The following is a 22,145-nucleotide window of genomic DNA, read 5'->3' on the forward strand; positions in this document are numbered from 1 at the left end:
TTAACACGCAACCTATGTTAAGCGATTGGTGTGTCATCAGCGGAAACGATTCGAATGCTGTGATTACGTGAGCGGAACCAGGTGATGAAACTGTGTTAGGCGTTTGTTTATCGGTGTAATAGCGGCTTTCGTTATATTTTCTGCGACGCTCGAGTGAGTATTAAGCAGTTCATACTCGAGCGTCGGGCGCACGGAAGGCGGCCAGTGACGATCCACGAGGGCAACACAACGTCCGCAACTCACCCATGTTTTGTACCGATCGTGGAGCGGGCATACGATCGGACGAAGTGGTGTGACTGGTCGCTGCAAGAACTGTCGCTGGTCGATGAGTGCGATTGCCCTCCAATCGGAGGAGCGACGATCTTAACCGAGTTGTTTCAGCGTCTGAAGGTCACGATCCGTCCGCATGAACTCGGCAGTGCGATGTGAGGCATGACAGTTCGGGCAGTGAAACATGTCAGCGGGTGCGGGGAGTTCGTCCGGAGAAACCTGCCAATCCTTCGCACATTCGGGACACAACAGTTGGACGGTCGTTTTATCCATGTCACACTCTTTCACACGAGAGGTCAAAAACATTGCCGCAGTTCCAGTCGGTCGAAAATACCACCCGCGACAGCCTGCGAGCGACCGTCAAAAGGGGTCGTTATGCAGGTGCAGCCGTATCAGAGGCCTCGAGCAGCTCCTTGTACCGGTTGCGGATGGTGACTTCGGAGATGCTTGCGACTTCGCTGACCTCGTTTTGGGTGACCTTTTCGTTGGTCAGCAAGGCAGCAGCGTAGACCGACGCGGCCGCGAGGCCGACCGGCGACTTGCCGCTGTGGACACCCTCCTGGCGGGCCGACTCGAGCAGTTCGCGGGCCATGCGCTCGGTCTCGTCGGAGAGATCGAGGTCACTGACGAACCGCGGGACGTAGTGTTCGGGGTCGGCCGGCTTGACCTCGAGGCCGAGTTCCCGGATGATGTAGCGGTAGGTGCGGGTCAGCTCCATCTTCTCGACGCGGGAGACCGCCGAAATCTCATCGAGGCTGCGCGGCGTGCCGGCCTGTCGGGCAGCGGCGTACAGCGACGCGGTCGCGACGCCTTCGATCGACCGGCCCGGCAGCAGGTCCTCCTCGAGTGCGCGTCGATAGATGACACTCGCCGTCTCGCGGACGTTCTCGGGGAGGCCGAGCGCGGATGCCATCCGGTCGATCTCGCCGAGTGCCTGCTTGAGGTTGCGCTCCTTGGAGTCGCGGGTGCGGAAGCGCTCGTTCCAGGTGCGAAGTCGTTGCATCTTCTGGCGCTGGCGGCTCGAGAGCGCCCGGCCGTAGGCGTCTTTGTCCTGCCAGCCGATGTTGGTCGACAGCCCCTGGTCGTGCATCATGTTCGTCGTCGGCGCGCCGACGCGGGACTTCTCGTCTTTCTCGGCGGCGTCGAACGCACGCCATTCGGGGCCGCGGTCGATCTCGTCTTCCTCGACGACGAGACCACACTCGGTACAGACCGTCTCGGCGTGCTCGTCGTCCGAGACCAGTCGGCCGCCACACTCCGGGCAGCGTTCGCGCTCGTCGGATACCGACTCGGTTTCGTCCCTCTCGGTCTCTCGCTCGTTCGTATAGGTTCTGATGTTTGTATCTGTCATCGTGTATCGGGTGGGTTACTTGGGACTCCCGGGTGGGATAACCAGAAGAAACCCGGTCGCCTCAGCTAACATAGAGTAAGGCCGTAAAGCATATAAAGTTTTCGCCTACTTTATAAACCATCTGGGTTTGTTGGTATATATGTTCCGGTTATATGGTGATCGATTATGTTGGATACAGCGACTCGGCGTTCCGTTCGTTCCAGCCTTCCTATCGTCGACCGACCAACTCACGGTTCGATCACACGCGAGCGGCCGTTACTATTCGACGGTGAAAAGATGTCCCTCCCGCGGGACGTCGAACAGCCCGACGCGAGCACCGGCATCGAGCCACGCGTGGCCGTAGGAAAACGACGCCAACGCGTTGACGAGGTCGTCTTGGTCCCGAAAGTGAGTCCCATCCTCGAGATACGACGCCGCCATCTCGTAACAATCGGCGGCCGCATCCGCCATCGGGGTCCCCTCGGGCGGCGCGATCGTCGCCGCATCGAGCGCCTCTGCGAGTAACTCGCCGTACCGGTCCGTTTTCTCCTCGAGATCAGCAGCCATAGTCGGTGATCGTCGCTTGACCCCGTAAGTGCGTCGTGTCGATACAAGACGTGACCTCGCTCGGCGGTCACGCACGCGCCCGTTCATAGGCTCGCTGTGTGCCTCGAGAAACGCTATTGCACCGATCACCGCTGGGTTTCCTACAGCAGAACAAAGCCTGTTGACAGCCCAGCAGCACCGTCACAGCAAGGGGGTGTCGTTGCTGCGAGCACAAGCGGTTTAGGCGCTCTGGACCAACACCTGCAATATGACCGACCAGCCACGCGTCGAGATCTATACCAAGGACGACTGTTCACACTGCGATCGAGTCACGGACCTCTTCGAGGGCAAGGGCGTCGACTACGAGGAGTACAACGTCTCGGAGAACGACGAACGATTCGAAGAGATGGTCGAGCGGACAGACGGCCGCAAGACCGCGCCGGAAGTATTCATCGACGACGAACACGTCGGTGGCTGGGACGACACACACGAACTCGACGAGACCGGTGCGCTCGACGAACTGCTTGGCATTGCCGACGGCGAGATCGTCGACCACCGCCCACTGATCATTGCCGGCACCGGTATCGCGGGCCTGACCGCGGCGATCTACGCCGGCCGTGCGAACAACGAGCCGCTGGTCATCGAAGGCGACGAACCCGGTGGTCAGCTGACACTGACCACTGACGTCGCCAACTATCCCGGCTTCCCCGAGGGCATCGGCGGCCCCGACCTCGTCAACCGGATGAAAGAGCAGGCCACGCAGTTCGGTGCCGAGCTGAAAAACGGGATCATCGAGTCAGTCGAGCGCGTCGAGCAACGCTCGAGCCGTCCCTTCCGCGTCGAACTCAGAAACGGCGACGTCTATACCGCCGACGCCGTCATCGCTGCTTCGGGAGCCAGCGCACGGACGCTCGGGATTCCCGGCGAAGACGAACTCATGGGCTATGGCCTCTCGACGTGTGCCACCTGTGACGGCGCGTTCTTCCGCGGCGAGGACATGCTCGTCGTCGGCGGTGGCGACGCCGCCATGGAGGAAGCGACCTTCCTCACGAAGTTCGCCGACACCGTCTACATCGCCCACCGCCGCGAGGAATTCCGCGCGGAGGACTACTGGGTCGACCGCGTCCACGAAAAGGTCGAGGAAGGCGAGATCGAGATCATGAAAAACACCGAACTGATCGAGATCCACGGCTCTCAGGAAGACGGCGTCGACCACGTCACGCTCGTCGAAAACGACAAGGGCCACCCCACCGACCGCCTCGACGACCCCGAGACCGAGGAGTTCGACTTCGACGTCAGTGCAGTCTTCTATGCGATCGGTCACACCCCCAACACCAACTACCTCGAGGACACCGGCGTCGAAATGGACGACGAGGGATACCTGCAGACCAAAGGCGGCGACGGCGGCGGCCAGACCGAAACACACGTCCCCGGCCTCTTCGGTGCCGGCGACGTCGTCGACTTCCACTACCAGCAGGCCGTCACTGCCGCTGGTATGGGCTCGAAAGCCGCGTTAGATTCGGATGAATACCTCGAGGATCGAGAGCGTGCTGGCTCGAGCGCTGAAGAGGCTGAACCTGCGGCTGCTGACGACTGACGACTTCGGCGCTATCGAACAGGCATACTGATCAGTACAACGAACCATTTCTCACCTATTTTCCGGTCGGACAGCGAAACGGAACGCGAACTTGCTTCGTTTGAACGGGTGTCGTTCTCGAGTGATTGCAGTGTTGCTGCTGTGAAGAATTTTCGATAGAATGCAGACCCACGAGCGTGTATTCGGCAATTTCGCTCGAGATGCATACTACTATATGAGTGGCGTAATACAGCATTAACTGAATGAATATTCAACTCTGCATAGCCGAGAGACTGCGTAGACGGGATGGAAAACCGATCGCGGACTCGAGCGGGGGGATACAATGAAACGGCGTACTCGAGTCGCATCGCTCTTGATGGTTGTACTACTCACGACCGCAGGGGTTGGCCCCGCAATCGCACAACAGTCGTCGGGTCAGGTCGTCGGACAGCCGGACATCTCGATCGACACGTCCGCCGGAAAACTGGCTCCCGGGACATCTGTTAAGCTCCCATTATCGATTACGAACCGTGGGCAGATCGACCGCGCGGGCCCACAGCAGTACGAGAGTCGCGTCACGACCGCACGCGGCATGACGATGACGTTTCAGGATGGTCAGTCGCCGATCGAGGTCAATAGTGGCCCGGTCGCCGTCGGGAACGTCCCGACTGGGACGCGAGACGTTTCCCCAGTCGAGATCACCGTCCCGGAAAACCTCGAGCCAGGCGTCTACGAACTACCGGTCGAATACGAGTACGCGTACACGCGCGTCGCCGAGTTCAACACACAAAGTGCGGAGTACAACGACCTGACGCGAACGCGAACGGAAACGCTCACGATCGAGGTCGACGACAAGCCACAGTTCGATGTCGTCGACGTCGACTCGAACGCACAGATCGGCGATGAAAAGGACGTCTCGATCACGCTCGAGAACACCGGAACCGAACCGGCACGGGACGCGAGCGTGACGGCCCAGTCGGGAACGGGCCAGCTGTCGTTTGGAACCGACCAAAGCCAAAGCTCGACGGGATACGTCGGTGCCTGGGAACCTGGCGAAGCGAAGACGGTCACCTATCGCGCTTCGCTGACGCCTGACGCCTCACATCGATCCTACGCTACTGACGTCACCGTTGCGTACACCGACACGAACGGCATCGACCAAAAATCCGAACAACTCACGGCCGGCATCTCGACTGCCGCCGAACAGTCGTTCGACCTCGAAAACGTCTCCTCGACGCTGCGCGTCGGCGAGGACGGCGAGATTACGGGCACCGTCACGAACACGGGGCCGAACGCGGTCGACAACGCCGTCGTCCGGTTTACCGACCAAGACTCGCCGAACGTGATCCCGATCGAACAGTCCGTCGCCGTCGGGGCGCTCGAGGCCGGCGAGTCGACGTCGTTCCGACTCCCAATCGAAGTGAGCAGCGAAGCCGAAGCGGGCACGAAATCGTTCGACTTCGGGGTACAGTATCGAAACTCGGACGACGAGAAACGCCAGTACGACAAACTCAGTGTTGTCACTGCAGTCGCACCGGAGCGCGATCAGTTCGCCGTCGATATCGAAGAGACGACGATCGGCGCTGGCAACGAGCAGGCGCTCACTGTCGAGGTCACGAACAACCTCAACCAGACAGTGACTGACGTTGAAGCGCGTATCTTTGCCGACGATCCGCTCAGCACCGGTGATGACGATACAGGCTACGTCGAATCGCTCAAACCCGGCGAATCGGTCACGATGTCGTTCGAACTGAGTGCTGCTGAGTCAGCCACCGAGAAGACGTATCCGGTTTCGTTCGACTTCCGATACGATGACGAGCGCGGCAACAGCCAGCTCTCGAACACGATCCGTGTGCCGATGGCCGTCTCCAGCAGCGACGGCGGTGGCTTCCCACTCACGTCGATTCTGGTCGTTGGCTCGCTCGTCGCCGGCGCAGTCGGTGTCCTCTGGCATCGGAGGGACTGACCGATGACAACCGGTGAGCGAATCGAGGCCGCAACCGAAGCCCTCAACGAGGTCATCGTCTCTCGATCGAAGACGGTCGTGGTCGCGTTTCTGGTCATGACCGTCGTCTTCGCCGGTGGATTCGGACTGGTCTCTACCGATACGGACTCGACGGATTCGTTTACCAATGACCTCCCCGAACAGGACGCCCTCGACGCCGTCAACGAGGAATTCGAGGGGCCCTTTGAAGCCTCGGACGAATCCACACAGCTGGTCCACAGCGGCAACAACGTCCTCACGAAGACGGAACTCGTTCGGAGTCTGGCGGTCATCGAACGCGTCGAACAACGCGACGACCTCCGAATGGCGTCTGCAAACGGCCCGGCCCCGCTGATCGCACAGACTATCGACCCGACGGCAACCACTGCAGCCGAGCAGCGTCGGGTGATCGAGTCGGCGACGTCCACCGAGATCCGACAGGCGATCCGGGACCGCAGCGACGACCCGCGGTTTACGGGAGTCGTCTCCGAGGACTTCAACCCGACAGCGGCGTCCGCGTCGGCATCGATCACGACCATTACACACGACGTCCCAAGCGAGTTCAGCGACGACGATCTCGCCGAGATTCAACTCTCCATCGAGACGATCGCAAACGAGGAGTCGGGCGACATCCGCGCGTTTGGGTCCGGGATCGTCGACGCGGAGACCGGAACCGTCATCGGCGATTCGATGACGCTCGTCATGCCCGTCGTCGTCGTGCTCTTGCTCGTGTTTCTCATCGTTGCATATCGCGACCCGATCGACCTCGCACTGGGGCTGTTGGCGCTGTTGATGACGGTCGTCTGGACGTTCGGCTTCCTCGGCTACTCCGGGATTCCGTTCAACCAGCAGATGATCTCCGTCCCCGTCTTGCTGTTGGCAGTCGGCGTCGACTTCGGGATCCACATCATCAATCGCTACCGCGAAGAGACGGTCCAGGGCTTCGAACCGCTCGAGGCGATGCGGACCGCGAACAACCAGCTCATGGTCGCGTTCGTCATCGTCACGGTGACGACGGTCTTCGGATTCGGGGCGAACATCGCCTCGGATCTGGGCCCCATCCGGAACATGGGGATCGCCTCGAGCATCGGTATCATCTTTACGTTCCTCATCTTCGGGCTCTTCCTTCCCGCAGCCAAACTCGAGGTCGACGAACTCCGCGAGCGGTTCGGCGTGCCGGAGTTCAACTCCGAGCCGATCGCCTCCGAGGAGTCGACACTGGGTCGTCTCCTCGCGATGCCCGCCAGGGCGAGCCAGCACGCGCCGTTGGTGTTCGTCGTCGTGATCCTCGTCTCTGGTGCTGCAGCAGCCAGCTACGGAGCTGGTGTCGATACCAGCTTCGAAGAGAAAGACTTCCTGCCGCCGGAGGAGCAGCCGGCATACCTCGAATACGTCCCGGGGCCACTCGCCCCTGGCGAGTATACGGTGACCGAGACGTACAATCTCCTCGAAGACAAGTTCGCGACGAACCAGGACCAGTCCGTGAAAATATACGTCAAAGGATCCTTCGAGGAAGACCACGCGCTCGAGGCGCTGGCCAGTCCGAACGACGATCCACCGAGTAATCTCGCCGTCGGCGATGGCGGTGAGGCGGATGCCCGGAGTATCATCACGGTCATCCAGACCTATGCCGACCAGAATCCCGAGTTCGCCGCCCTCGTCGAGCGGAACGATCGCAACGACAACGGGATTCCCGACCGGAATCTCGACGTGATCTACGACGAACTGTTCGCGTCGCCGGCCGCGCCACAGGCCGAACGGTACCTGACCGAGGACCGGCGCAGCGCACAGGTCGAGTACGCGATCGACGCCGATGCGTCACAGCGAGCGGCGGCCGCGGATGCCGCCGAATTCGCCGATGACTTCCGGTATACGGCGACGGCGACGGGCGGAATCGTCGTCTTCGCCGCCGTGACCGACCTGATCTTCGCGTCGGCGATCGAGGGGCTGATCCTCGCAGTCGGGTTGACCGCCGTGTTCCTCGTCATCTCCTACGCTGCACTCGAGCGCAAGCCGTTGCTCGGGATCGTCAACGTGTTCCCGATCCTGATCGCGATCGCGTTCCTGATCGGCACGATGCGGTATCTCGGGATGTCGCTGAACGCGTTGACGGCGACGATCCTGTCGATCTCTGTCGGCCTCGGGATCGCCTACTCCGTCCACGCGACACACCGGTTCATCGACGAACTCAAAACGGCCGACGACGCGCTTACAGCGCTCGTCACGACGCTGTCGGGAACTGGGGGCGCGCTCATGGGGAGTATGCTCACGACGTCGCTGGGGACCGGAGCACTTGCCCTGGCGATCACCCCCGTGCTGGGCGACTTCGGCTTGCTGATGGCTCTGAGCGTCGCCTACTCGTTCATCACCTCGATCGTCGCACTACCGCCCGCGATGCTGTTGTGGGCCAGATACAACCGGTCACAGTCGCTGTGGAATCGCGTCGTCGCAACGGTCGATAGCTCCAGGTAGTTCCTCCGTCGCTTTTCTCTCGGTGTTGTGTCGTCCGTTCGCCGACGAGTGACATCGAGTCGAGCGCATGTGCGAACGGCACTGTTCGTGGTGGGTGTCGTCTGGACACTCCTCGAGGAGTGTCTGTCCACTGCTCGCGCCGTCTCCGCATGGACGTCGTGTCCGGGCGACCGTCTGAGCAGCTCCTCGAGGCCGTCCCATTCATGTGGCTGTCGACACGTCGGCCACCGTCGGCAACGGGTTGCCGACCTCCGTGCTTCGAATGCCGTCCGTGCGCGGTCTTCAGAGGCAGTGGTCTCGAGCGACGGGACTTACACCGGGCTCCGAGACACGGTCTCGGAGTCGGTCGGCAGGGTGCTGTCCTCGAGCGATACGAATCGCGGCCGACGAACGATTCGCTGTTGTCGGTCGTCTCCATCGTGGGTGGTTCGCGAGGCGATCGGCAACTGTGCTGTGTGCTCGATTCGGTAGCGACTCCTGGAAGTCACTGCATCTCGGTCGTCGCTTCTCGTGTGTCGTGTGTGAACCGATTTTGAGCTGTATAAATCTCCTCGAGTGTCGTATCCGTACTGCACTGATGGCGTGATTGCTGCGGGGTCGGACGCTCGCCGGCAGGAGTTCATTGCTCTGTCGTCCAGACCATCCTGATGGCATCCCAGTAGTGGATTGACTGGTATCGCACTCGTCGCGGTTGCCAGCCGTTACCTCGTCGAACAGCTGTGTCCGTCCCACGGCTAGTTCGCGCTCTCCGCTCGCCGCTTGCGGTTTCTGTCGCCACCCCGTTGCAGGTCACAGATCAATTACCCGCCGACTGACCACCTCTCGAGTCGTGGATGTAGCGGGGCGGCTGCTCGACTCTACGAACTACGAACGAGACGGCTGCAAGCACTCACGCGATCGTGCCGTGTCCGTTCGGTGTCAGTGAGCCACTGCCGTCCGGTCACACGTCGTCGTTGGTCGGCGACTCGATCGCGGGATAGACGGCGTCGCCACTGTCGGAGTAGTGCGTCGAAAGAAAGGAAGGATGCGGCAAAGGCCGGGCGAGTGCCCGGTAGTTAGTTATCAGCGCTTAGTTGTTGCGGCGGAGTGCAACCAGCGCAGCGCCGAGGAGGGCGACGAGGGCGACGCCGACACCGAAGCCGGGCGTACCGTCGGAGCCTTCGTCAGTACCTTCGTCAGTACCTTCGTCGGTCTCGTCAGTCTCGTCGGTCTCGTCGGTTTCGTTGGTCTCGTCCGTCTCGTCCGTCTCGTCTGTCTCGTCCGTCTCGTCCGTCTCGTCGGACTCGTCGGTCTCGTCAGACTCGTCGGTCTCGTTGGATTCGTCCGTCTCGTTGCCTTCGTCAGGCTGCTCGTCCTCGACTTCTTCGACGATCTCGATCTGAGCGCGGTCGGTCGTTTCGCCGTCGTCAGACTCGAGCGTGTAGGTTCCGATGTCGAGGTCCTCGGTGCTGATCTCGAGGGTCCACTGACCGTCAGCGTTCCACTCGTCGGTGCTGGTGATCGTCTGCGAGTTACCGTCCTCGTTCAGGACCTCCACCGTGATCGTGTTGTCGTCAGGCTGGAGGTTGGTCTGACCGTCGACGACGATCTCGCCGTTAGCCGGGACAGGGTTGACGCCGTCGGCGTCAGCGCCTGCGGGGTAGACGGAGTCGATCGTGGTCGACGCGTCGGTGTAGCGGAAGTTCTCCGTGACCATGCGGTCGTCGCTAGCCGAAGCGTCGACCGTCTCTTCGCTGATGCGGTCGCGGATCTGCTCACCGGTCAGGTCCTCGTCGTTGAAGTCAGTGAGCCAGGTCTGGAGTGCGTCGGCGTCAGTGCCATTGACCGCACCGTCGTCGCCCCACACACCGTCACGACCGTTGGAGAGGACGTGTGCGGAGACAGTTCCCTGCGAGAGGTCGCCCAGCGAGAGGTCTTCCTCATCGAAGGTGTAGTCGTCGGAGTCAACCGAGGAGGTGTACGCTTCAACGTTACCACGCTCGTCGACGAACGCGACGACAACGTTATTTTCGCCCATGGCGGTACCGTTGACGTCGATGTCTTCGTCGACGTCAGAGGAGATTTCGCCGCCGATGGTCTCGAAGTCGGCACTCAGGCTACCTTCGGTCACGCGGATCGACATAGTAGCGCTGGATCCCGAGTTGAAGTCGGAGGTGCCGATTTCGTCGTCTTCCATGTACTCGTCAACCGTCGACTGGTCAACGACACCGAAGCGGTACGTACCAGGCATGCTCAGGATGTCCGAGCCCTTTGCAAGATCACTGCTCGAGAGGACGTAGTCCTCTTCGTCGTAGGTGTCGTCGGAGTCAACGTCGACGTTCTGTTCGATGAGTTCCCAGTCGCCGTTGTCGCGGGCGAAGAACGCAACTTCATCTGCGCCTTCAGCCGTACCGTTCACGTCGACTTCGGAGCTGACGACGTAGGTGTCGTCAGGACTGTCGATCGTAATCTCGCCTTCCGAGACTTCGAGGGAAGCGTCGTCTTCGTAGTTGTCGCTAACGTTGTGGAGAGCGACGTCAGTGTCGTACGCCTCGATGTCGACCGAGGAGTCATCGAGGTACTGCGTTTCGATCGAGCCGACGGCCGTCGTGCCGTCCATCTCGACTTGTGCGTACGCGAAGTCGACAACGTCTGCAGTGCTGTTGTCAGTGTCGTTGACGCTACCGTTGATCGCGTCGTAATCATCAACACTGCTGACATTGTGGTCCTCAGAGAACACGCCAACTTCTTCCGTGTCGTCGACGTTACGGAAGATCTTCTCGGCGTTCTCCAGGCTGACTCCGTCGCGGAAGTCCGAGCTGTCAATCACTACATAGTGGAGGTTCTCGTCACTACCGCCAGTGACGGTGTACTGGACGTTGTCACCGCGGACGGCGTCGCCCGAAGCGAGCTCGAGGCCGAGGTCGTCGTCAGTGGAGAGGGAAACCGTCGTGGTTTCGGTTGCACTGTCAACCTCGTCGAGATTCTCCTGACCCTGCACGATGAACGTGTAGTCGCCAGCGTCCTCGTCTTCGAGGTTGACAACGACATCATCGTCCTCGCCGTTGAACAGCGAGTCGCCGCTGGTGACGACCGAGTCCGTGATGTCGGAGCCACTCTCGTCTTCGACGATGAGCTCAGCGTACTCGGCACTCTCGTAGTTGTAGAGGGCCGAGACGTGAAGCTCGTCTGCTTCACCAGTCGTCACACTCGAGCCAGCGATGTCGGGACCGTCCGCACCGCCGCGGTTGATCTCGACTTTGTCAACGCTCGGCTCGGAGACTCGCACATTGAACTCACCGTCACCGTACGTACCAGTTTCCTGGTCCTCTGGGATTACGCCAGTGAGCGAGAGCGATTCACCCTCGGTACCGTTCTCTTCAGAACCGTACAGTTCACTTCGAGTGGTGTCGAACTCGAGGTCTTCCTCGCCCTGGAAGACGGTTTCTCCAGATTCGACAACGTTGGAGTTAGACTGATCGTCGTTGTAACGCGGTCCAGTGTATTCCTCGATCGTGACGTCACTTAGTTCCTCGCCGTCACCAAAGGAGAGCGTATCGTCTGCCCCGATCTGTGCGGCGTAGACCGCGTAGGACGACCCGTCCTCACTAGTCGTATCGAGGCTGAAGGTCGTATTGCTTGCTTCCGAAACGTTCACCTCATCGGTAACATCATCGGTTGCAACGATGTCGCCGTTGCCGCTAGTGTTAGCGAGGTAAACGTAGACGTTATCGTTATCGTTTCCGTTGCCATCTACTTCAACTGTACCACTAATTGTGTCTCCCTCAACGACGGTGATAGAGCCGCTATCAGCGTCGTCAACGAAAGATGTCGATTGATTTACTGCTGCTGCCGCGCCGCCCGCAAACGCTGCGGACATCGCAACAACAGACAGCACCATCATCGCGGTCAGGAACACTGCGCGTCCCTTCTCACGATATGAGATTTCGTTTTCTGTCATGTGTTATGTTGTTATTTCGCTTGTGCGGCCACGCTTGCGTTCCGATCGAGTAACCCGGTAATCAGATCTTACATCCGATCGCCGAGATGTTGGCCGATCGTACTTGCTTGCACGACCATGGGTAGGGGTACGAGTGTTCGTTGCGACCGGTTGCATATATGCTTTGTTGTCCAATGCAGTTCTAACCATATGAATAATCGCACTATCTGACTGTATTTATTGTATATTACCCTCGAGTGCGTCAGACAAAATCAAACGATAGCAGTTACCACGCCTGCGCTATCGCGGGTTTGGCGTGGGTGACTCGATCCGTATGAGTGCCACTGAACTGTCCGGGTCGGTCCCGATCGATCGCCACTCGGACTGTCACTAATCGATACTTACTCGTACAGTTTCGTGGCCCTCGAGCCCGCCACTTGCAGTAAACACGGCTTTCGACGATTGGCGACTACCGCTACGTGTCGCGGTGCCGATCCATCAGTCACACGAACCAGTCAGTGTGGTGTCCCAACAGCCAGACACGGGGTGTGGCCTGACACTGACGCGGTCTCTCCGGTCAGGCGTACACGCGCGTTTCAAGATACTGTTGGACCTCGCTTTGGACGTCCACAGCCCACTCCTCGAGGTCGTCAGCAGTACTGGCCAACCGCAAGAGCCGCCCGAAAAAGAGCAGCTGAAGCCGCTCCGCGACGACAGCCGGCTCACACTCGCGGAACTCGCCGGACTCGACGCCAGCGCGGATGATCGACGCGATCGACTCCGTGAACACCCGATCACTCCGGGTGAAGTGATCCCGATAAGCCGGATCGTGGATCGCCTGGACGCGCAACTCGAGGACCGTCTGCATAAACGCCTGCCACTCGTCGCTCATCCCGGTGCCAAAGCCCCAGTCGAGGAGCCCCTCGAGTCGCTTGCGGGGGTCTTCGATCGGTCCCCGCCCGAGTTCGCCCTCGAAGTGATCGAGCAGATACTCGAGACAGGCGAGGACGAGCGCGTCCTTGTCCTCGTAGTGGTGGTAGATCAGTGAGGGGCTCTGCTCGAGTTCGTCGCCAATCTTCTGGATCGTCAGGTCGGCGTAGCCGTGTCGCTGCAGACTTCGATAGGTCGCTGCCAGGATTGCTTCGCGAGTCGTCGCCGGATCGTCGAAGATGTCGTTGTTCACGGGTGGTCACCTCGCCAGTAGCTGCGCCTCCACTGTACCCGGAAGATAGCTGCCGATCTGGGTCTCGGCATGCGCGAATGCATTGCCCGAACTCTCTCCTTGGAGCACATAATCGATTTGATCGCGTTGGTGGCGGTCCTCGAGATCATGACTGGCTGCCAAGACCAGCTGTGGCAAATCTCTTCGTCCGGCTCGAGAGTAATTGTGGCAACGCAGTTACGGCCCTCTCGAGCGCTAGAATATGGCCTGATTTCGACTATCGACGCTTTCGCTGTTTACGTTCGTTCGCATCGGATCCATAGTGCCACTCACAGACGGGTAGTCCAGTGGGTAATAGTGGGCAAGGCTTATTCAGTGACAGGGCCTACTGAGCAGCATGACGAAAGTGGATGCTCGTGACTTCCAAACCAGCGAGACCGACGACCGAGGTCGAATCTATCTCGGGACGGAATACGCGAATAAGCGCGTGACTGTCGCCGTCGTTGAGGTCGAATCCGACCATCCCGATGAAGACGAATTAGCTGCCGCATACCGCGAGGCTTCTGAAAGTGCGGACGAACTTGCCGAAGAGTGGGACGAGGCGTCGGACGAAGCCTGGAACGAATTGGATGAATGAGTGGGGAGTCGGACATTCGTCGCGGTGACGTTGTAATCGTTCGACTTGACCCTGCTGAAGGACACGAAATGGAGAAAACGCGTCCCGCAGTCGTCGTCCAGAACGATGTCGGGAACAAAAATGCCAGCACGACTATCGTTGCACCTGCGACAGGGGCGTACAGAGGTTACCCCTTCGAGGTACTCGTCGAAGCAGCAGAGTCACCGTTCGAGAAGGACTCGTCGGTCCGTCTTGATCAGATTCGCGTCGTCTCCATCGAGAAACGGATTCACTCGGTGATCGGGAGTCTCGATACAGAGGTAATGGAGGCAGTCGACGAAGCGTTGAAACTGAGCCTTGGACTAGACTGACGAACGTAATACAGTCTTCCAAAGAGAAACCGACTGGTGGCTTCTGATACAGACATTGTATTTGCCCACCCACTGAATAGCATCTGGAAAATTTTCACTCGCTACTCCCCCGATGTGGAGATACGGATTCCAATTCTGGCTACCGATTCTCGCGCTGCTTGACCTTGTTCAGGTCTTGGACTGATATTACAGATTTCGTCTACTTTGGCGGTGTCCAGTACAGTTTCTCAGTCGTCGTCAGCTGTATACGCGCCTCCACGACGCTTGATTCGAGCAACGACCATTCGGTGCTCGTCACGGCGGAAAGTAACCGCAAGACGGAACTCGCCGATACGCACCTTACGACGTGAGCTGTTCTGGAGTGGCTCACCATAGTCTGGTGGATCACGCCACGGAGAATCGACGATTTCGTCGAGCTTGTCGATGATGCGCTGCTGTTCGTTCGAATTGAGGGCAGTGAGGTCGTCCTGCGCTTTCGATGCGAGTTCCCACGTCCACCCGTCGTCACTCATTCGTCCCGTCAGTGCCGAACCGTTCGCGTGTCTCTTCAGCACTCATCGTCCGTTGCTCACGAACATCCTCTTCGGCTTGGAGGAGTGCAACGAGTTCGTCGCGGTCGAACGTGGGATGTTCGATGGCATCGCGTAAGGTATACCGAATAAATTCGCTCCGGCTGTTGAATCCACGTCCTTGCCACGTGTCTTCGATTTCGTCGAGGAACGACCGTGTGACTTTGAAGTTCACCGTGACAATCTCGTCGTCGCCGTTGTTTGTGGCCGCTTCGGACATACGTCTGTATTACTTGCGTGTTACTGTAGGTGTTTCGCCGTCCGAACGCTGAAGTTATTAACGAAAAGAAACAACAGATACGTGAAATACGTATTTCTTGCTACCGACTCTCTCGTTGCTCAACTTTGTTCAGCTCGATCAGCAGCCGGAAAATCGCTTTGACGAGATTCGCGTCGACGTCGAACTGCTCTGCGTTGTCGCCCGCACGTTCCATGACCTGCTGTTCCTGTTTCTCGTCAGTCGTCGGCAGCCCCTGTTCGTCTTTGACCGCCGCGATCGTGTCCGCGACGTAGGTTCGCTGGGCGATCAGCTCGACGATCTCCTGGTCGATCGTCCGGATCTCCTCGCGCAGTTCGTCGAGGCTCATCTCCTCGGGTGTCAGTGTTTCGTCGTCGATTCCACCGTCCATCGCTGTGTCTGTTGACTCTCGAGTCATTGTATTCGTGTTCCGTCGGTTCGCGTTTGCAGTAATCGTGTCGTTCCGTCGCGGTCGTCCCATCGCTCGCGGACGGCCTCGAGCGAGTCTCGATCGCCGACGGCGACGTAGCTGGGGCCGGTCCCAGAAAGCGAGACGCCGTCGACGTCGGGCATGGCGTCGATCATCGGCCCCGTCGAGAACTCAAGGGCAGCGGAGAAGGCAAACCCGTTGACGGTCATCGCCTCGCCATAGCGGCCGTCGAGTGCGAGTTCTTCGACGAGTGTGGCCATCGGCGCGATTTGCTCGCAGGCCGAGACGTCGGCGTCGGCGCTGTAGGCTTGTTCAGGTGGCGTATAGACCAGCGCCCACCAGTCGACTTCGTCGCGGGCGAGCAGCGCGTCGCTCGTGTTGTCGGTCACGGTCACGCCGCCGAGCATGCTCGCGCTCGCGTCGTCGAACGCGCCCGTCGCCGTTACACCGGCGTCGCGAGCCGCTCGAACCCCGAGCCGGCAGGCGTCGATCCGGTCGACCGCATCGGCGACTGCGAGGGCGTCGAGGGTTGCGAGTACCGTCGCATTGGCCGCGGCGCTGGAACTTTTGAGGCCGGCGGCCATCGGTACCTCGCTTTCGGTGCGGACGCGAGCGCCCACGTCGGTTTCGTCGAGTCCCGCCGCGTCGGCGTACTCGTCGATCGTCAGTTCGGCACAGCGCTCGATGAGCGCCGTGTCGGCGTCGGGCTGACCGTCGATCTCGCCGACGATTTCGCCGTCGTCAGTGAGATCGACGGTCGCCGTCGTCTCGAGGTCGATCGCGAACGCCGAGCCGGTCCCGGTCGCGAGCGCGTTGAGTACCGTCCCAGCTGCGGGGGCGACAGCACGGCCATCCATATCCGGACACTCACAGACCGAATACTTACGGCTGACGATCCTCGTGATACGTCGACATGGAGAGCGTCGGTTTTCGACAGCTCGCTGGTGCCCAGAACGCACGCCTTTTGCCGGATCCGACCGAACGTGTGGTCATGAGCGCGCGCAACGACGTCGCCCCCAGCACGATCGGCGTCGATCTCGTCGACGGCGGCATCGTCGTCCAGTATCTCGACGGTCGAGAGGTGTTCTACCACGGGCCGCCCAAACCCGTCGAGGGGCCGCTGACGACCCCGCCGGGCAAGGAGGTACACGTCCTCGTCACTGATCCCGACGGCGTCGAGGGTGTCATGACCTACGTCAACGATCGGAACACCCACGACGACATCCTCGAGTCGACTGGCGTCGGCCGCGTGATGCTCGACCGCGACGACGAGGAGGAACTGTTCCCGGGCGTACGCGTCGCGACGGAGGCCTACTCGGTCCGCGTCGATGCCGACCTCTCGGCCGTCGACGGGCGCGTCTTCGTCTTTGCCGAAGACGAGATGAGCGAACACGCCTACGAACTCGTCGAGAGCGCCGACTGATGCCCTTACAAAAACCCTGGCGTGACCTTACCCGCGAGACGGTCGCCGCTGCCCCGGATCGGCCCGGCGTCTACGAACTGGGCGACGCGTCGGGAACGGTGCTGGCGATCGACCACGGTGTCCTTCGGGACGAACTCAAATCCGCGTTGGCCTACGGCGACGGCGACCGCGTCCGGTGGACGGACACCCACACGATAGAGCAGGCACGCGACCTCGCGGCCGAGCATCGCGACCGCCTCGAGTAACCGATTTCGGATCTAGCGGCTGTCCTACTGAATGTAGGATGGGTCGCTGTCGTCACACATCCGTTCGTGGTCCGTTGCATCCGACTGCTCGTCGAAAAGGAGCCCGCAGGTCTCACACTCGTACCAGGTCGTGTCGTCGCGTTCTGTCTGGACGACCATACGTTTTCATGGGAGACGAACAACAAAAGGCGTTTTTTCAGTTGTCGTGACCGAATGGGCCTCGAGAATCCCGTGTTCGGTGGCGTCTCACGACGCCCGCGGGGACAATTCTCAAGGTGGCTGGCCCGAAAGGAACGACTATGAGTTCGTCGGAGGGAGACGGCGTGACGCTGTCGGTACGCGCTGCCGAGAAGGGGGACGCAGGCCGAGGTGTCGCACGGATTCCCGAGCCGGTGCGGCGACAGCTCGGTATCCTGAGCGGCGACGCCGTCGTCATCGACGGCGAGTCGACGACGGTTGCCAAGATGTGGCCTGCAGACCCGTCCGTTCCGGACGACGCCGTTCAGATCGACGGAGACACGAGAGCCAACGCCGGCGTTCACGTTGGCGACACCGTGACCGTGCGCGCGAAGGACAAATCGACGATCACCGATGCCGACCGCGTCACGCTGATCGCGCCGCCAGGACTCGCCGAGAATCAGCAGCGAGCCGCAGAAACCGGTGCAGCGGATAAACTCCGTAATCGACCGGTTCGTGCCGGCGAGCAGGTCCGAATCGAGGGTATCGATCAACAGCCGTTCAAAGTCACCGACACGGATCCCGACGGCGACGTGCGGATCACGCGGGAGACGACGGTCCGAATCGTCGATACGGATTCGAGTCCCGCAACACCTGCTGGCTCACGAGATGCCGGAACCGCCGTCCGCGATCCTCGCTCGAGCGACTCGACTGACACGGCGACTGCAGCCACGTCCGACGCCGGGGCCGACGAGCCCCCCACGAGTTCTGGCGTCACCTACGAGGACATCGGCGGCTTAGACGAGGAACTCGAGTTAGTCCGCGAGATGATCGAACTCCCGCTGTCTGAACCGGAGCTGTTCAGACGGCTCGGTGTCGAGCCACCGTCCGGCGTCTTGCTGCACGGCCCGCCGGGGACCGGGAAGACACTGATCGCCCGCGCGGTGGCCAACGAGGTCGACGCCCGCTTCGAGACGATCTCGGGCCCGGAGGTCATGTCGAAATACAAGGGCGAGTCGGAAGAACAGCTTCGGCGAACCTTCGAGACGGCGCGCGAGAACGCGCCGACGATCATCTTTTTCGACGAGATCGACTCGATCGCCGGCACGCGCGACGACGACAGCGACGCCGAAAACCGGATCGTCGGCCAGTTGCTGACACTGATGGATGGCTTGGACGCCCGCGGCGAAGTGATCGTCATCGGTGCGACCAACCGTGTCGACGCGATCGATCCCGCGCTCCGGCGTGGCGGGCGCTTCGACCGCGAGATCGGGATCGGCGTGCCCGACGAGACCGGTCGCCGGGAAATCCTCGAGGTTCACACACGCGGGATGCCGCTCGCCGACGATGTCGATATCGACGCGATCGCACGCCGGACGCACGGCTTCGTCGGCGCAGACCTCGACGCCGTCGCGAGCGAGGCCGCGATGGCCGCCATCCGTGATCGACCGGCAGCCGACGACGAGCGCCGCGAGTGGAATCGGAACCCGACAGTCCAGAAAGCCCACTTCGACGCGGCGCTGGCCTCTGTCGAACCCTCGGCGATGCGCGAGTACGTCGCCGAATCGCCGACGACGGACTTTTCGGATGTTGGTGGCCTCGAGGATGCAAAGCAAACGCTCCGCGAATCCGTCGAGTGGCCGCTGACCTACGATCGGCTCTTCGAGGAGACGAACACGAGTCCGCCTTCGGGCGTCTTGCTCTACGGCCCGCCGGGGACCGGAAAGACACTGCTCGCGCGCGCGTTAGCCGGTGAAACTGACGTCAACTTCGTTCGCGTCGACGGCCCCGAGATCATCGACCGCTACGTCGGCGAGAGTGAAAAGGCGATCCGCAAGGTGTTCGAGCGGGCCCGCCAGGCGTCGCCGTCGATCGTCTTCTTCGACGAGATCGACGCGATCACGGCCGCTCGAGGCGAGGGCCACGAGGTCACCGAACGCGTCGTCTCACAACTGCTGACCGAACTCGACGGGATGCGCGAAAACCCCAATCTCGTCGTGTTGGCTGCGACCAATCGCAAAGACGGGATCGATCCGGCGCTGCTCCGACCTGGCCGACTCGACACACACGTCTTCGTCGGCGAACCCGACCTGGAAGCGCGCGAGAAGATCCTCACAGTCCACACCCGCGGCAAACCCCTCGCCGACGACGTTGACATCGATGCCCTCGCGGCCGAGCTCGATGGCTACACCGGTGCCGACCTCGAGGCGCTAGTCAGGGACGCCTCGATGCGGGCGATCCGCGAGGTCGCAAGCGAGCACGATCCAGCGACGGCAAACGAGAAGGCGTCGACGGTCCGCATCGAACGACGACACTTCGAGGCGGCTCGAGAATCAACTGATCGATTATAGGTGCGACGGTCACTGGGTCTCAGCGTCACCGCACGACGATCGAAGGGACGTCAATACTGACGACGACGGTCTGACTCGAGCGCTGCCGGAGGTCCGTGTGCTTTGATCGGCTCCGCTCACGTCACGGAAGGACGGCAAACGAAGTCGGGTACGGAACAGCGGAAAACTGGGGTCGCGAGATCGAGGTTATTGGAAGCCGATCCGACTACCGCGCCGACCAGTTGGGTCGGGGCCGCCGGCCGTGCCGCCGCGGAACTCCTCTTCGATCTGTTCGTAGTACTCGAGGATCTCGTCGGTGATCGTCGGCCGGACGTTCTCCATCGCCTGCCGGAAGTGACGCATCTCGACGATGTCGGCTTCTTCGTCCTCGCGGAGGGCCTCGATGGCCGCTTCACGGGCGATCGACTCGAGGTCGCTGCCGACGTAGCCGTCGGTGATCTCGGCGATCTCCCGCAGCGTGACGTCGGCGGCCAGTGGCGTGTCCTCGGTGTGGATCTCGAGGATGCGTTCGCGGCCGTCGACGTCGGGTTCGCCGATCATGACGAGGCGGTCGAACCGACCCGAGCGCAACAATGCGGGGTCGATCATGTCCGGTCGGTTGGTCGCACCGATGACCATGACGTTGCCCATCTCCTCTAACCCGTCGAGTTCGGTCAGCAGCTGGTTGACAACGCGTTCCGAGACGTTCGAGCCGACCTCGCCGCCTCGTCCCGGAGCGAGCGCGTCCAGCTCGTCGAAGAAGATCACCGTCGGCGAGACCTGCCGCGCCTTGCGGAAGGTCTGCCGGATCGCCTTCTCCGATTCGCCGACCCACTTGCTGAGCAGTTGCGGGCCACGCACCGAGATGAAGTTCGCGTTGGTCTCGTTGGCAACGGCTTTAGCCATCAGGGTCTTCCCGGTGCCCGGCGGCCCGTACAGCAGGACGCCGGCCGGTGGGTCGACGCCCAGCCGGTCGAACCGCTCGGGGCTCGAGAGCGGCCACTCGACGGACTCTTTGACCTGTTCTTTGGGATCTGAAAGACCACCGACGTCGTCCCAGGTGACTTTCGGGAGCTCGACGAGCACCTCCCGCATCGCCGAGGGTTCGACCTCCGCGAGCGCGCCGCGGAAGTCCTCGCGTTTGACGATCATCCGATCGATGAGACTCGGCGGGATGTCCTCCTCGTCGAGGTCGATCTCGGGGAGGTACCGGCGCAGCGCTTTCATCGCTGCTTCCTTGGTCAGGCTCTCGATGTCGGCTCCGACGAAGCCGTGGGTCTCGTCGGCCAGATGGCCGAGGCTGACGTCATCCGACAGCGGCATGCCGCGCGTGTGGATCTGGAGGATCTCCTCGCGGCCCGTCTCGTCGGGGACGCCGATCTCGATCTCGCGGTCGAACCGGCCCGGCCGGCGCAGGGCAGGATCGACGCTGTCGACGCGGTTGGTCGCCGCGATGACGATGACCTGCCCGCGTGACTCGAGGCCGTCCATCATCGTTAGCAACTGGGCGACGACGCGGCGTTCGACCTCGCCGGTGACGTCTTCGCGCTTGGGCGCGATCGAGTCGAGTTCGTCGATGAAGATAATCGAGGGAGACTCCTCGGTGGCGTCCTCGAAGATCTCACGGAGTTGCTGTTCGGACTCGCCGTAGTACTTCGAGATGATCTCCGGCCCCGCGATAGAGAAGAAACTGGCGGAGGTCTCGTTGGCGACGGCTTTCGCGAGCAGGGTCTTCCCGGTGCCCGGCGGGCCGTGGAGCAAGACACCCTGTGGCGGCTCGATGCCGAGTTTCTTGAAGATCTGCGGGTGTTTCATCGGGAGTTCGACCATCTCCCGGACCCGCTGGATCTCGTTTTGGAGGCCACCGATGTCCTCGTAGGTGATCCCGCCGCCGGTCTTCTCGAAGCCCGAGATCGGTTCCTCGCGGAGTTCGACGTCGGTGTCCTCGGTGATGAGGACGACGCCCTCGGGTTCGGTTTCGACGGCGATCAGCGGGATCGCCTGCCCCGGCGAGCGCATGAACGGGTGGTTCGTCGAGCTCATGACGGGGACGATGTCGCGGCCGACGACCGGCCGTTTGAGGATCTGGCGTTTCACCATGCCGGCGGCGTCAGAGCCGAACTGGACCGACGCCTCTTCCGGCGGCGCAAGCGTCAGCTTATCCGCTTTCGTCGCCTCGGCTTTGCGGATCGTCACGCGCTCGCCGATGCCGACGTCTGCGTTCTGGCGGGTGAAACCATCGATACGGACGGTATCGGTGTTCCAGTCCTGCCGGTCTGCACGCCAGACCTTCGCGGCGGTGGTGTCTGCACCTTCGATTTCGATAATGTCGCCCGGACTGAGCTTCAAATGCAACAGCGTGTCCGGGTCGAGTCGGGCGATACCACGACCCGAATCGTTCGGGTACGCCTTCGCGACCTCGAGTTGGACTTCGTTCATGATTTAGGGATGGACGGCGATGTCAATGACTCCGATACGTGATCGGAT

General features: G+C 61.2%; 19 protein-coding genes. 8 read left to right on the plus strand and 11 right to left on the minus strand.

Features of this window, described 5'->3' with window-relative positions; translation table 11 throughout:
- Positions 1-363: 363 nt before the first annotated feature.
- From C476_RS13575 to C476_RS13585, 3 genes are all read right to left on the minus strand, one after another.
- Positions 364-543, minus strand: a complete 180-nt coding sequence (locus C476_RS13575; RefSeq protein WP_049911868.1) for a DUF7836 family putative zinc-binding protein — start codon at positions 541-543, stop codon at positions 364-366.
- Positions 544-643: 100 nt separating this feature from the next.
- Positions 644-1,621, minus strand: coding sequence for a transcription initiation factor IIB (locus tag C476_RS13580; protein WP_008013943.1), 978 nt, complete (start codon positions 1,619-1,621; stop codon positions 644-646).
- A 258-nt stretch (positions 1,622-1,879) separates the two neighbouring features.
- Positions 1,880-2,167 carry a DUF357 domain-containing protein gene (locus C476_RS13585; protein WP_008013945.1) on the minus strand — a complete coding sequence of 96 codons (288 nt, stop codon included), beginning with the start codon at positions 2,165-2,167 and terminating at the stop codon, positions 1,880-1,882.
- Positions 2,168-2,414: 247 nt separating this feature from the next.
- Between C476_RS13585 and C476_RS13590 the strand changes: the two genes are divergently transcribed.
- From C476_RS13590 to C476_RS13600, 3 genes are all read left to right on the plus strand, one after another.
- Entirely contained in the window at positions 2,415-3,743 is a 1,329-nt protein-coding gene (locus C476_RS13590) for an FAD-dependent oxidoreductase (RefSeq protein ID WP_008013946.1), read from the plus strand.
- Between the two features lie 355 nt (positions 3,744-4,098).
- Complete coding sequence (locus C476_RS13595; protein ID WP_008013947.1) at positions 4,099-5,688, plus strand: COG1361 S-layer family protein; 1,590 nt, start codon at positions 4,099-4,101, stop codon at positions 5,686-5,688.
- Between the two features lie 3 nt (positions 5,689-5,691).
- Positions 5,692-8,178 carry an efflux RND transporter permease subunit gene (locus C476_RS13600; RefSeq protein ID WP_008013948.1) on the plus strand — a complete coding sequence of 829 codons (2,487 nt, stop codon included), beginning with the start codon at positions 5,692-5,694 and terminating at the stop codon, positions 8,176-8,178.
- A 1,069-nt stretch (positions 8,179-9,247) separates the two neighbouring features.
- Here the strand turns inward: C476_RS13600 and csg are convergent.
- Positions 9,248-12,118 carry an HVO_2072 family ArtA-dependent S-layer glycoprotein gene (gene csg, locus C476_RS13605; RefSeq protein WP_008013949.1) on the minus strand — a complete coding sequence of 957 codons (2,871 nt, stop codon included), beginning with the start codon at positions 12,116-12,118 and terminating at the stop codon, positions 9,248-9,250.
- 556 nt (positions 12,119-12,674) lie between these two features.
- Entirely contained in the window at positions 12,675-13,280 is a 606-nt protein-coding gene (locus C476_RS13610; RefSeq protein ID WP_008013950.1) for a TetR/AcrR family transcriptional regulator, read from the minus strand.
- A gap of 376 nt (positions 13,281-13,656) precedes the next feature.
- Between C476_RS13610 and C476_RS13615 the strand changes: the two genes are divergently transcribed.
- Together C476_RS13615 and C476_RS13620 are read left to right on the plus strand one after the other, a co-directional pair.
- Positions 13,657-13,896, plus strand: coding sequence for a hypothetical protein (locus C476_RS13615; protein WP_008013951.1), 240 nt, complete (start codon positions 13,657-13,659; stop codon positions 13,894-13,896).
- Positions 13,893-14,246 carry a type II toxin-antitoxin system PemK/MazF family toxin gene (locus C476_RS13620; RefSeq protein ID WP_008013952.1) on the plus strand — a complete coding sequence of 118 codons (354 nt, stop codon included), beginning with the start codon at positions 13,893-13,895 and terminating at the stop codon, positions 14,244-14,246. The genes C476_RS13615 and C476_RS13620 overlap by 4 nt, the downstream gene beginning before the upstream one ends.
- A gap of 227 nt (positions 14,247-14,473) precedes the next feature.
- Here C476_RS13620 and C476_RS13625 read toward each other — a convergent pair whose 3' ends face one another.
- The 4 genes from C476_RS13625 to C476_RS13640 form a co-directional block, all read right to left on the minus strand.
- On the minus strand, positions 14,474-14,758 hold the full coding sequence (locus tag C476_RS13625) for a type II toxin-antitoxin system RelE family toxin (protein ID WP_008013953.1): 285 nt from the start codon (positions 14,756-14,758) through the stop codon (positions 14,474-14,476).
- Positions 14,751-15,035 carry a ribbon-helix-helix domain-containing protein gene (locus C476_RS13630; protein ID WP_008013954.1) on the minus strand — a complete coding sequence of 95 codons (285 nt, stop codon included), beginning with the start codon at positions 15,033-15,035 and terminating at the stop codon, positions 14,751-14,753. The genes C476_RS13625 and C476_RS13630 overlap by 8 nt, the downstream gene beginning before the upstream one ends.
- Before the next feature lie 100 nt (positions 15,036-15,135).
- Complete coding sequence (locus C476_RS13635) at positions 15,136-15,471, minus strand: chorismate mutase (protein WP_049911873.1); 336 nt, start codon at positions 15,469-15,471, stop codon at positions 15,136-15,138.
- Positions 15,468-16,340, minus strand: coding sequence for a shikimate kinase (locus tag C476_RS13640; RefSeq protein ID WP_008013956.1), 873 nt, complete (start codon positions 16,338-16,340; stop codon positions 15,468-15,470). The genes C476_RS13635 and C476_RS13640 overlap by 4 nt, the downstream gene beginning before the upstream one ends.
- A 134-nt stretch (positions 16,341-16,474) precedes the next feature.
- Between C476_RS13640 and C476_RS13645 the strand changes: the two genes are divergently transcribed.
- Positions 16,475-16,906 (plus strand): DUF5796 family protein, encoded by a 432-nt coding sequence (locus C476_RS13645; RefSeq protein WP_049911882.1) that lies wholly within the window; start codon positions 16,475-16,477, stop codon positions 16,904-16,906.
- Entirely contained in the window at positions 16,906-17,151 is a 246-nt protein-coding gene (locus C476_RS13650) for a DUF7508 domain-containing protein (protein WP_008013959.1), read from the plus strand. Before C476_RS13645 ends, C476_RS13650 begins: the two co-directional genes overlap by 1 nt.
- Before the next feature lie 24 nt (positions 17,152-17,175).
- Here C476_RS13650 and C476_RS19680 read toward each other — a convergent pair whose 3' ends face one another.
- Positions 17,176-17,310 carry a DUF7128 family protein gene (locus tag C476_RS19680; protein WP_008013960.1) on the minus strand — a complete coding sequence of 45 codons (135 nt, stop codon included), beginning with the start codon at positions 17,308-17,310 and terminating at the stop codon, positions 17,176-17,178.
- Positions 17,311-17,450: 140 nt separating this feature from the next.
- Between C476_RS19680 and C476_RS13660 the strand changes: the two genes are divergently transcribed.
- Positions 17,451-19,679 (plus strand): AAA family ATPase, encoded by a 2,229-nt coding sequence (locus C476_RS13660; RefSeq protein WP_008013961.1) that lies wholly within the window; start codon positions 17,451-17,453, stop codon positions 19,677-19,679.
- A 186-nt stretch (positions 19,680-19,865) separates the two neighbouring features.
- On the opposite strand, the gene C476_RS13665 is transcribed toward C476_RS13660, so the two are convergent.
- A complete protein-coding gene (locus tag C476_RS13665; RefSeq protein ID WP_008013962.1) occupies positions 19,866-22,097 on the minus strand; it encodes a CDC48 family AAA ATPase in 2,232 nt (743 codons plus the stop codon).
- Positions 22,098-22,145: the final 48 nt, after the last annotated feature.

The sequence above is a fragment of the Natrinema limicola JCM 13563 genome, from assembly GCF_000337475.1.
GTDB classification, from domain to species: Archaea; Halobacteriota; Halobacteria; order Halobacteriales; family Natrialbaceae; genus Natrinema; species Natrinema limicola.